11 protein-coding genes are annotated in these 11,711 nt (G+C 55.5%); 4 read left to right on the forward strand and 7 right to left on the reverse strand.

Annotated features, from left to right (window positions below; all coding sequences use genetic code 11):
- Positions 1-50 precede the first annotated feature (50 nt).
- The 3 genes from RO22_RS07730 to RO22_RS07740 are packed head-to-tail and all read left to right on the forward strand — an operon-like array spanning position 51 to position 3,391.
- Positions 51-629: a TRAP transporter small permease gene (locus tag RO22_RS07730; RefSeq protein WP_041157989.1), complete on the forward strand. Its 579-nt coding sequence runs from the start codon at positions 51-53 to the stop codon at positions 627-629.
- Positions 630-631: 2 nt separating this feature from the next.
- A complete protein-coding gene (locus tag RO22_RS07735) occupies positions 632-1,912 on the forward strand; it encodes a TRAP transporter large permease (protein WP_041157990.1) in 1,281 nt (426 codons plus the stop codon).
- A 3-nt stretch (positions 1,913-1,915) separates the two neighbouring features.
- On the forward strand, positions 1,916-3,391 hold the full coding sequence (locus RO22_RS07740) for a mannitol dehydrogenase family protein (RefSeq protein ID WP_041157991.1): 1,476 nt from the start codon (positions 1,916-1,918) through the stop codon (positions 3,389-3,391).
- 72 nt (positions 3,392-3,463) lie between these two features.
- Here RO22_RS07740 and RO22_RS07745 read toward each other — a convergent pair whose 3' ends face one another.
- From RO22_RS07745 to RO22_RS07760, 4 genes are all read right to left on the reverse strand, one after another.
- Positions 3,464-4,963, reverse strand: a complete 1,500-nt coding sequence (locus RO22_RS07745; protein ID WP_041157992.1) for a sodium:solute symporter family protein — start codon at positions 4,961-4,963, stop codon at positions 3,464-3,466.
- A gap of 149 nt (positions 4,964-5,112) precedes the next feature.
- Positions 5,113-5,505 (reverse strand): RidA family protein, encoded by a 393-nt coding sequence (locus RO22_RS07750; protein ID WP_035578133.1) that lies wholly within the window; start codon positions 5,503-5,505, stop codon positions 5,113-5,115.
- Positions 5,502-6,989 (reverse strand): N-acyl-D-amino-acid deacylase family protein, encoded by a 1,488-nt coding sequence (locus RO22_RS07755; protein ID WP_041157993.1) that lies wholly within the window; start codon positions 6,987-6,989, stop codon positions 5,502-5,504. The genes RO22_RS07750 and RO22_RS07755 overlap by 4 nt, the downstream gene beginning before the upstream one ends.
- A 1-nt stretch (position 6,990) precedes the next feature.
- Positions 6,991-7,854, reverse strand: a complete 864-nt coding sequence (locus RO22_RS07760; RefSeq protein WP_041157994.1) for a MurR/RpiR family transcriptional regulator — start codon at positions 7,852-7,854, stop codon at positions 6,991-6,993.
- A 113-nt stretch (positions 7,855-7,967) separates the two neighbouring features.
- Here RO22_RS07760 and RO22_RS07765 point away from each other — a divergent pair, with 113 nt between their 5' ends.
- Positions 7,968-9,176: an amino acid deaminase gene (locus RO22_RS07765; protein ID WP_041157995.1), complete on the forward strand. Its 1,209-nt coding sequence runs from the start codon at positions 7,968-7,970 to the stop codon at positions 9,174-9,176.
- 38 nt (positions 9,177-9,214) lie between these two features.
- On the opposite strand, the gene RO22_RS07770 is transcribed toward RO22_RS07765, so the two are convergent.
- From RO22_RS07770 to kduI, 3 genes are all read right to left on the reverse strand, one after another.
- Positions 9,215-10,009, reverse strand: a complete 795-nt coding sequence (locus RO22_RS07770) for an IclR family transcriptional regulator (protein WP_041157996.1) — start codon at positions 10,007-10,009, stop codon at positions 9,215-9,217.
- Between the two features lie 61 nt (positions 10,010-10,070).
- Positions 10,071-10,823, reverse strand: coding sequence for a 2-dehydro-3-deoxy-D-gluconate 5-dehydrogenase KduD (kduD, locus tag RO22_RS07775; protein WP_041157997.1), 753 nt, complete (start codon positions 10,821-10,823; stop codon positions 10,071-10,073).
- A gap of 24 nt (positions 10,824-10,847) precedes the next feature.
- Positions 10,848-11,678 carry a 5-dehydro-4-deoxy-D-glucuronate isomerase gene (gene kduI, locus RO22_RS07780; RefSeq protein WP_041157998.1) on the reverse strand — a complete coding sequence of 277 codons (831 nt, stop codon included), beginning with the start codon at positions 11,676-11,678 and terminating at the stop codon, positions 10,848-10,850.
- Positions 11,679-11,711: the final 33 nt, after the last annotated feature.

An 11,711-nucleotide genomic window follows, 5' to 3' on the forward strand; every position in this document is an offset into this window, starting at 1 on the left:
GCCAGTCCATTTTCTAACGATACAAGCAGCTTGCCCATGAGGATACGGTTATGAACTCGGATCACAAAGCGCTTGAACAGCAAGCGTTGGAGAGTCTGGATTCAATGTCGGCGGTGCCTAAATTTAAAGGCCCCATTGGGCGCATGATTGGCTGGGTGGACACGTGCTTTCTGACGTTGGCCGTTACGGCGCTGATTGCGATTGCCGCTACGGTACTGCTGCAAATTTGTTCACGGCTATTTTTGCCGTTTTCGATAGCCTGGACCGAAGAACTCTCGCGTTATCTGTTTATTTATATGGTGGCACTATCTGTTGGTGTGGTGCTGCGACAGAACCGAAACATCAGCGTTGAGCTTTTCCATCATCTACTGGGCCCACGCATACAGGCAGCCTTTCAAGTGTTGATCTGTGCGCTGATTGGGCTGTTTGCCTTTTTGGTGCTGCCTTACGCCTGGCAGTATGCGCAAAACGGCGCTTGGCAAACCTCGCCAACGCTGCATGTTCCCATGCTGTATATCTTTTTCTCAACGGTAGTCACCTTTGCGCTTCTCCTGGTTTACAGCTTGCTGGGGTGTCTTGAGGGAATTATCGCAATGTGTCGCTCCTCTGCCTCCCTTCCGGAGTCGTAAGCATGGAAGTTATTATCCTCTTTAGCGTTTTCTTGGTTTTGCTCTTGGTGGGAATGCCCATTGCGTTTGCGCTGGGGTTAGCCTCGCTCTCTTATCTGCTGCTTGAAGGCATTTCATTAACCATCGTGCCGCAGCGCATGTATGCGGGTATCGACACCTTCGTGCTGCTGTGTATTCCCGGCTTTGTGCTGGCCGGCAATTTAATGAACGTGGGCAATATCACTGATCATATTGTGCGTTTTTCCAATGCTCTGTTAGGCCACATTCGCGGCGGTCTTGGCTTGGCCAATGTGGCAGGGTCGATGATTTTCGGTGGTATCTCCGGCACGGCGGTTGCAGATTCAGCCAGCATCGGTTCGGTGATGATTCCCGGTATGGCTCGCTCAGGCTATGACAAGCCGTTTGCTGCTGCGGTTACCGCCGCCTCGTCAACCGTTGGGCCGATTATACCGCCCAGCGTACCCATGATCATTGCCGGTTCGCTCAGCGGGATTTCGGTCGGACGGATGTTCCTGGCAGGTGCCGTACCGGGGCTTCTAATGGGCCTCGCCATGATGATTACGGTGTATATCCTGGCCGTTCGGCGTGGATATCCCAAAGAGCAGCGGGTACCGTTTTTGCAGCTGCTGCGCGAAGCCAAAACGGCCTTCTGGGCACTGCTGATGACCGTGATTATTCTCTATGGCATTATCGGCGGGTTCTTTACCCCTACCGAAGCTTCTATTGTGGCTTGCCTCTATGCCTTGGTCGTCGTCATGTATGTGTATAAAGGCCTGTCGTGGAAAAAGCTTCCGGCGATTTTGTCAGACACCGTATTAACCTCTTCGGCACTACTGCTGATGGTGGGGTTAGCCAACCTGTTTGGCTGGATACTCACCAGTGAGCAGATCCCTCAGATGATAGCCTCACTGATTCTCTCCATTAGCGATAACCCGCTCATTGTCTTACTCATCCTTAACCTGATTCTTTTGTTTGTTGGCGCTTTTATGGAGACCATTGCCGCGCTGATTATTCTTTTCCCGGCCTTGGTGGGAGTCGCCACTGGCGTGGGTGTCGATCCGGTTCACTTTGCGGTAATCGCGGTGTTGAACCTGATGATTGGGCTGACAACCCCGCCGGTGGGGGTCTGCCTATTCGTGGTAGCGGGGATTGGCAAGCTACCTATGTTGACGGTGGCAAAAGCCATCGTGCCTTTTTTACTGTGCAACTTGGCGGTACTGTTGTTGGTGACCTATGTCCCCGCGATTTCGCTTTGGTTGCCTAACTTGCTGATGGGAGAGTAGTTGATGATGGCTCCAAAGCTTATTGAAGCAAAGCCAAGAAGTGGTCGGATCGGGATTGTCCATCTGGGGTTAGGCGCTTTTCACCGCGCCCACCAAGCGGTCTATTTAGAACGTTATCGTCAACGCAGTGGCGATGGTGAGTGGGGCGTTTGCAGCGCGAATTTACGCTCTAGCGTTGGTTTAGTCGACGGCTTACGTGCGGCAGGGCAGCGCTATCATGTAGCGGAGTACGCCGATAGTGACAGCGTCACGCTGCGTGAAATTGGCGTTATTGAAGAGACGCTATTCTCGGGCCGTGATGGCGCGGACGAAGGTATGGATAGCTGGGGCCGAGACCGAGAGGCGCTACTGGCGCGAATGGCCTCTGAGGATACCCGTGTTGTTACGTTAACAGTCACTGAGAAGGGCTACTTTTTAAACCCCGCGAGCGGTGAGTTAAAAATCGATGACCCCATGATCATCGGCGATATGGCCTCGCCCCAACAGCCGCGAACTGCCCCTGGACTATTGGTAGAAGCGTTGGCTCAGCGGCGTGAGGCTGGTCTTGCTCCCTTTACCGTGCTCTCTTGCGACAACATGCCGGATAACGGTAAGCGAACACGCCAAGCGGTGGTCCAACTGGCCGAGCATCGAGACGCAGCATTGGCCAGTTGGATTGCCAGAGAAGTGGCGTTTCCCTGCAGCATGGTGGATCGCATCGTCCCTGCGATGACCGACGCCGATTTTGAGCGCTTAGCGGCACTGGGCGTTACCGATCCAAACGCCGTGGTATGCGAAGCGTTCACGCAGTGGGTGGTTGAAAATAACTTCCCCCAGGGGCGACCCGGCTGGGAAGCTGAGGGGGTTGAGATGGTGGCAGATGTGGCGCCGTTTGAAACCATGAAGCTGCGCATGCTCAATGGCAGCCACTCCTTGCTTGCCTATCTTGGCGCGCTTGCAGGTATCGAAACGGTTTATGACGGCATCAATCACGTCGAGCTTCGGGCGCTATTGCGCCGCTATATGCTTGAAGAAGCGGCGCCTACGCTTGAGATGCCCGAGGGAATCGATTTAGACGCTTATGCTGACTCGCTGCTGGCACGCTTTGCCAATGACAGTTTGCGTCATCGTCTGCAGCAGATCGCTATGGATGGTAGCCAAAAGCTCCCTCAGCGCTGGCTTTCCGGCGCGCTGGAACGTAGTGCCGCTGGTCAAACTTCGCCCTGCGTGGCGCTGGGAGTGGCGGCCTGGATTCGCTATACCGCGAGTCAAGACCTACAAGGAAATAGTTATCCCGTGGATGATCCGCTAGCCAAGCGCTTTGCAGAGCTGCACCAGATGCATGGTAGCGATCCCCGCGCGCTGGTAGCGGCCTATTTAGCCATGGACGATGTGGTGCCAAACGCATTGGCACAAGACGATGCGTTTGCACAGGCGGTGCTGGTGGCATATCAAACACTAACCCAGGGCGGGCTGCGTGAGGCACTAGCGGGCTTATAATCCCGTTAAGTTCAAAACCCCACTGATTGATTCAATCAGTGGGGTTTTTTATTGCGCACTAATGGCTAACGATTAGCGAGGTGCAGCGGGCGCTTCAGCGTTCGTGAGAGTCGGTTCGGGCACTTGCTCCATACGCTTGCGCTCTTGGTCAAGAATTGCCAGTGCCTGGGCAGAAGTCACGCGTGAGGCGGGCGTCACTAGGCTTACAATCACACCCGCTACCAGCGCTACTAGCACAGCGGGGATACTTGGGTTACCCCAGAAGGCTGTCCAGTCGCTATTGGCAATAATCGTTAAGGAGGTCGCCGAGGCGCAAATTAGCGTGGCAATGGCACCCTGCCAGTTATAACGCGACCAGAAACGGCCCAGCATGGCACTCACAAACAGTCCTGACAGAATCGTCGAGATCATACGGGTGATGTAGGTGATGACATTGTCTGAGGCCAGCGCGAACAGCAGCGCCAGACCAATGGTTGCCACTAGCGCAATACGCGAGAAGCGCACTACATTTCGCGCTGAGGGCGTGCGGCCCGTTGCCAGCACATACAGATCGCGAATCAGCGTGGAAACACCGGCAATGGCATCGGAGCTCGCGCTAGACATCGTAGCGGAAAGGCCCGCTACCAATAGTAGTAAACCCAGCCCAAGCGGCATGATCTCCGTGGCCAGGAAAGGGAAGGCGAAGTTGCTATTTTCAAGCCCAGGGTTAAGGGCGTGGGTGGCCATACCAATAATCGCGGGAATGATCGAAAAGCCCAGGTAAAGAACACCGGTGATTAAAAACGAGCGGCGTACCGATTTGACTGATTTGCCTGAATAGATGCGCTGACGAAAGGAGGGCGTAGCAAGCACGCCAATGGCAATGACGGCAGCCAGTGACAGCGCTGGCAGCGCACCAATTTGACCAATACCTAGAAAGCTAGTGGCCCCCGCATCCATACCTGCTGTTAGGCCTGAGAAGCCGCCAACCTCGATCAGTGCCAATATTGCCATCAAGATAAAACCAGCGAACAGCACGACTGCTTGAATGGTGTCAGTCCAGATAACCGCAAAATACCCTCCCACCACGCAGTAAATACCGAAGCCTAACGCCACCAGAATACGTGCGGTGGTTAGATCGATATCCGCCATCCAGGAGAGGTAGAGACCACCGCCAAGAATATGTGCTCCCAGCCAGCCTATACAGGCGATATAGATAAGTAGCGCGACCACATTACGTACCAGCCGATTCGCACCGACGTAATAGGCGAGTTCCTCACTCATGGTCATAAAGCGAAGTTTACGTACGGGAGCAAAACAGACCGCGAGCAGTAGAATACCCACGGCGCCTCCAAGCCCGTATAAGGCACCCGCCCAGCCGTTGGCGTAACCGAACCCAACGGCGCCCATGCTGGAGCCGGTGCCCACCATGGTCGCCACTGTAGTACCCACGGTAAGGAATAGCGGCACGCTTCGCCCGCCGAGTAGGAAGTCGTCGCCGCTGCCCCGTTTGTGTCTTGAAACCCACCAGCCAAACACAATCATGGCGACAATGTAGAGCACAAAGGTGGTAAGGAATAGTTGGCTGTTCATGTTAACCTCTTATCGTTGTTTATCCGGCCGTTGCCGCGGCCGAAGGTAGGCAATGGAAGCGATTGCCGCGGGGCTTTTTTTATCCTAATCACGCGGTAATCTGGCGCTGCGCCCTTGCCGGGGCGCGGCGCTTTTTTTAGAGCCGGTGTTTAAACGCGATCCGCTCTGAAACACTTCACGTCAACCTCTACTTTGCAATCCACCACCAGGTCTTGAACGCTGCAGATGCGTGCCGGTGGGTTGTCGCCGAAGACCTCCTTAAACACCTTGTTGAACGAGGTGAAATAGCGCGCATCGGTGAGCACGGTGGTGACATGCACGACGTCTTCAACGCCGTAACCGGCTTCTTGCATAATGGCCAGACAGTTATCGAAGGCGAGGCGGGTCTGCTCAACAATGCCGCCTTCAACGACTTCGCCGTCGGTCATGGGTGTTTGTCCGGAGACGTATAGCCAGCCACCTGCCTCTACGGCGCGGGCAAAGGGCAGCTTCTGACCGCCGGTGCCTACGCCACCTTCCGTGCCGTATCGTGTAATGCTCATGATGTTTTCTCCTGGTTGGGTTGAAAGGTGGGGATCGATTGAGCAATGCGCTCTGTTCTGCGCAGCATCCTGCCAGCGCGCTGGTCTGAAATTTCGCCTTGGTGATAGGCGATGCTGCCGTTCACTACAACCAAGTCGATGCCTTTAGCCGCCGCAATCGGGACTTCGTAATTCGCCGTATCTTCCAACACCGCGAGATCAAACAGGGTGAGGTCTGCATAGGCGCCTACCCGAATTACACCGCGATCCGTTAAGCCAAAATTAGCCGCTGAAAGGCTGGTCATTTTGCGCACCGCTTCGGCCAGCGGCATTAGCTTTAAATCGCGGCTGTAGTGGGCCAGCACACGCGGAAACGCCCCCCAAAGGCGTGGGTGGGGGTGCGGGTCGTTCGGTAATCCATCGGAACCGACCATGGAGAGCGGATGCGCTAACACCTGCTGCATATCCGCTTCGCTCATGTTGTGGTAAACCGCCCCCGCCGGCTGTAGCTGCCTAGCAGCGTCTAGTAGGGATATCCCCCACTCGGCGGCGATCTCTTTTAACGGGCGACGCGCCTGCTCCGGATGAGGGGTCGACCAGGTAATGGTGATCTCTATTTCGTCCGTTACCTGGCCCAGGTCGAGAGTGGAGGAGCCTGCGGTGTAGGGGTAGCAGTCGCAATGGGCATGTTGGTGTTGGGCGGCTGCTTCCAGTCTACTCAGTGCCTTGCTTGCACCGCCCCAATTGCCAGCGCCGGCGCATTTAAGATGCGAGATCACTAGCGGCACTTGGCCATCACGAGCGGTGGTAAACGCTTCGTCCATGGCCCCCAGCAGGCCCGCAAACTCATCACGAAGGTGTGTTGTATAAACACCGCCTGACTTGCCGACGGCTGCTACCAGGGGAGCCATTTCGCTGGTCGGCGCCTGTATCGCATTCCGGTAGGCAAGCCCAGAGCTCAGTCCCAGCGCGCCTTCCTCAAGCGCTTGGCGAAGCAGGGTTTCCATTTTGGCGATTTCTGCTGCAGAAGCGGGGCGGGCAAAGTTATCCATTACCTGGCTGCGCAGACTGGTATGCCCCACCAAAGCGGCAACGTTAATACTCGGCGAGGCGGCGTCTACGGCGTTAGCGTAATCGGCGAAGCTTGGATAGCGGAAATCCTCCAGCTTGCCCAGTAAATTCATTGGATCGGGGACTTCACTGGTCAGTGTCACCGGGCTTGCGCTGATACCGCAGTTGCCTACGACTACGGTGGTGACTCCCTGGGTCAGCTTTGGCAGCATTTCGGGTACACGAATGACGTTGGTATCGTCGTGGGTATGCACATCGATAAAGCCTGGGGATAGATAGCGCTCATTGGCATCGATAATCGTCGTTGCGGTGGCATAGGGCATTGCGCCGATAGCGCAGATACGCTCTCCCTGAATAGCCACATCGGCACGAAAATGAGCAGCGCCTGAGCCATCCAGCACGTTGGCATTACGAATCAGCAGGTCGTAAACCATCCTAATCTCCAAGTGGCTGGCGGTTATCACCACCGCGATGGTCATCCAGGCTCAGCTTGAGGCGGCGCAATTTAGTCCGTGAGCGCTCGCGATGGCGCATGGCAAGTTCAAGCGCCAATACGTCAATGACTGCCAGCATGGCGTAGCGGGAAGCCGAAGGGTGGTAGATAAAGTCGGTCTCCCGGGAGGTGATCGGCAGCACAATGTCGGATGTTTCGGCGAGTGGAGAATTCATTGCGGTTATCGCAATCACCTTGGCGCCGTACTGCTTTGCAATCTGTGCTGACTCCACCATCTCCGGGGTGTAACCCGTCACCGACAGCACGACGACGACGTCATCAGGCTCAAGGGTGGACGCCACCATGCGGGGTAGCAGCGCTTGAGGGTAAGCACAGATCGCATAGCCAAGGCGTACCAGGCGAAACTGAAGTTCTTGGGAGAGAATGCTGGAACCACCACCGGCGCCAAACACCAGTATCTGGCGCGCTTTATCTAACTGTTCAACTGCCCCGGACACATCGGCTTGGGCGAGTAAGTCGCGGTTAAGCGCGAGGGTTTGCGTAGCAATGTCATACACCACGCTTGAACTGTCCTCAGGCGTTGCTTCTTGAATAAAACGGCGGCCAGCGGCTAAGGCGCGGGTTAAGCGTGTTTTTAAGTCGCGCACATTAGTGCAGCCGATAGCGCGTGCAAATCGGGTGACACTGGCATCACTGACCCCCGCGCGCTGGGCGATCTCACCGATGCTTGCTTCGGTGACAAACTCGATGTCCGCAAATATCAGCTCGGCGACTTTCTTTTCAGCTTCGCGCAGGGCAGCAAAGTCAGTGGTAATGCGTGACAAGATGTCGATTTCTTGGCTCACCGTGGACTCCTAATGGTTGCCTGATTTAAAAAGTATGTTAGTTTCTAACCTTAAGTCAATAGTTGTGAAAGTATCTAACATAGATGCTTTATTAAAAAAGAGGACATGGGCGAATGCAGACAATGGCGTTAGCGATGGATAAAGGCGGTGAGGAATTGGGATCAAACCTTCTATCAGGTGTCAGCCTTCCCGCCGCCGTGGTGCATGAAGGCCCACTGGCTCATAACGTAGCGTGGATGCAACGATTCGCAGAGGCTCACGGTGCTCGCCTGGCGCCCCATGGCAAAACCACCATGACGCCCGCGCTTTTCCATCGTCAGCTTCAGGCAGGGGCATGGGGAATTACCCTTGCCACTGCACCCCAGTGTCGTGCGGCTTTCGCCAATGGCGTTACCCGAATATTGATGGCCAACCAACTGGTGGGTCAGGCAAATATGGCCATTATCGCCAGTCTGATCGAACAGGGCGCTGCGTTTTACTGTGTGGTCGATAGCCAGGAGAACGTACGCCAGCTTGGGCGCTTTTTTGCTGAGCGGGGCTTGATGTTATCGGTGCTTATTGAGATAGGCGTGGAGGGTGGCCGCTGTGGCTGCCGCAATCAGCAGCAAATTCTTTCGCTGGCGGAGGTGATTGCTAGTGAACCAGCACTTTCTCTGGTGGGCCTGGAGGGCTATGAGGGTGTGGTTCACGGGGATAATCCCGAATCTGGTATTCGTACCTATGCTAAATACCTGGTGGATGTTGCCGTAGAGCTCGAAGCTGCTGGACGCTTTGTTGAAGAGAACCCGATTGTCACTGCATCGGGCTCCGCCTGGTATGACGTGATTGCGGAGGCCTTTCAGGGCGCACCGCTTCAGGGGAGATTTACCCCCGTACTCCGCCCAGGTTGCTACGTCGCCCACGACCATGGCCTTTATCGTGAAGCGCAATCAGCGGTATTAGACCGTCGGCCGGATTTGCAGCAGGGGCTCGAGCCGGCCCTGGAAGTCTTTGCCCAGGTACAGTCGCTTCCCGAACCTGGGCTTGCCATAGTGGCGCTAGGTAAGCGTGATATTGGCCATGACCAGCTACCGATTGCGCTGCGTCGGTTCCGAGAAGGAGGTGATCCCTCGCAGCCATTATCGGTGACTGGTTGGGAAGTGACGAAAATTATGGATCAGCACACTTTTGTGCGCCTTCCCGAAGAGGGGCAGGATGTCGAGGTCGGCGATATTGTCGCCTTTGGCGCCTCTCATCCTTGTTTAACCTTCGATAAATGGCGCCAGATATTGTTAGTGGATGATCAACTAAACGTTAAAGAGCGTATGGCGACCTACTTTTAGCGCCCTGTTATTGAGAAAACCGTTATAGAGAACATCATTTAGCTCGTCGTACCTGCTGGTAGGCGCCCACCAATAGCCAGTGTCAGGGCGTCTGCCAGCTCCCCTAGCTGTTCCCGGCAGCGGTCGATGCTGGGAACTTCCCGATGCATCGCTTCTGGAATCAGAGTGAGATAAGGGATGGTGATAACGGCTTCGATAACGTCATGAACCCCAAAGACAGGGAAGCTGATATTGGTTAACCCTTGGACTTGAGGGCTTGGCCCCACGTGGTAGCCCTGCTGGCGAATCGGATCAAATAGCGCCCGCGTTCGGTCAACCTCTTGTTGCGTTGCATCGCTGGCGGCGAGAATGCGCTCCCGGCGTGGCTCATCCAGAAAGGCCAGCATGACGGCCCCAGAACCGGAGCCGCATATATCGATGTTGGCCCCCAGGCGCAGCCCAAAGCCCATCTTGTCGGGGTTTTCATACTGGGCCACTACCAATAGATGACCAGGACGAGCAACGCTAAGGTGACACGACTGGGAGATTTCATGGCACAGCTCTTCCATGCGCGGTAGCGCGGCCTGTACTAACCGCTTGGTGGGCGGGAAGCGGTGGGCCATCTCAAACATCTTTAGCGTTAGCTGATAGCGGCTACCGCTATCATCCATGCTGACGTAGCCACGATCCCGCAGCACCATCAGCATGCGGTACATCTCATTGGTTTTACGGCCGATCTGCTCGGCAATCGCTTGGGTGCTTAGCGGCTGGGAAGATTGGGCAAGCAGCTCCAAAATATCCAACCCTTTCTCTAAGGCAGGGGCGTGGTACTGCGTTTCAGCCTTCTCCTTCATTCAAGCTCCCTTACGTGATTGCCAATCGCTCGTTGATCGTGGCGTTAACCAAAACGCCTGGTTAGCGTGCCAGCCAGCCGCCGTCTACCGCCAGGGTATGTCCATGCACGTAGCGGGCGGCATCGGAGCATAAGAATATCACAGCGCCGGCTAAGTCTTCTGGCGTGCCCCAGCGTCCGGCGGGGATTCGGCCAAGAATTTCAGCATGGCGCTGGGGATCGTCGCGCAATGCTTGGGTGTTGTCGGTGGCCATATAGCCAGGGGCGATGCCATTAACGTTGATGTCATGGCCCGCCCACTCATTGGCGAGCAGGCGCGTTAGACCGAGAATGCCGCTTTTGCTGGCGGTGTAGGAGGGCACACGAATGCCGCCCTGAAACGACAGTAATGAAGCAATATTGACGATCTTGCCCGGTGCTTTGCGCTCAATAAGGTGTTTGGCAACCTGCTGTGCGAGAAAGAAAGCGGCTTTCAAGTTAACATCAACGACGTCATCCCAATCTTGCTCTGAAAATTCAACGGCTGCTGCCCGACGAATAATCCCCGCATTGTTGACCAGGATATCCACCTTGCCCGCTTGCGCGATCGCCTGTGAGACAATCTCGCTAGGCGCTTGGCTGCCCAGCTCAGCTGTAATGTCGTAAAACTGGCGCCCTAGAGCCTCCACCTGCTGGCGGGTGTCACCAGCAGGGCTGCGGTTGACGCCCACGATATCGGCACCCGCCTGTGCTAGTGCAATGGCAATTCCCTGGCCCAGCCCTTTGTTGCAACCCGTCACCATGGCAACTTGGCCGTTTAGCGAAAATAGCTTCATTGGTCACTCTCCTTGGGTAGTGGTTTAGCGCAGCTCTTTAGAAGCGATAAAGTCCATATCATCGTAGGTCAGGTTTTCACCGCACATACCCCAAATAAAGGTGTAGCGGCGAGTGCCAAAGCCGCAGTGAATCGACCAGCTGGGGTGAATCACGGCTTGTTCGTTGGCAACCACGATATGCCGGGTCTCTTGGGGTTCGCCACACAGGTGGAACACCACATCGTCTTCACTCAAGTCAAAGTAGAAGTACACTTCCATGCGCCGTTCGTGGGTATGGCAGGGCATGGTGTTCCACATACTGCCGGGCTCTAACTGGGTAAGCCCCATGGAGAGCTGGCAGGTATCCAGTACATCGGTATGCAGGTACTTATTAATGGTACGCACATTGCCGGTTTCGGGGTCGCCAAGGGTGGTGGGCGAGGCATCTTCCGGGCGGATATGGCGAAGCTGGTAACGCACATGGGCAGGCGTTGAGTTGATATAAAAGCGCGCGGGCTTGGTCGCATCGAGGCTCTCAAAGCTGACTTCACGGCTCTCTTTGGGAATATACAAGCCGTGGTGGGTGCCCAGATCGACCGTTTCACCGTCGACAGTAATGCGCCCGGGCGCGCCAATGTTAATAACGCCCATTTCCCGCCGCTCTAGAAAATAGTCAACGCCAAGTTCTTTGCCACCGCTCAGGGTAAGCGGCGAATCAGTGGGTACCGCGCCACCGACAATAATGCGGTCGACGTGGCTATAGGTTAGCGACAGTTGCCCAGGCTCCATAATCTTGGTGACCAGCATTTTGTCACGCAGGCCCTGGGTATCGAGGGTTTTAAAATGATCGCTATGAAGCGCTTGGCGAATATCCATATGAATTTCCTTTAATAGTAAAAGTAAATGGGC

The organism is Halomonas sp. KHS3, from assembly GCF_000830495.1.
Lineage (GTDB): Bacteria > Pseudomonadota > Gammaproteobacteria > Pseudomonadales > Halomonadaceae > Vreelandella > Vreelandella titanicae.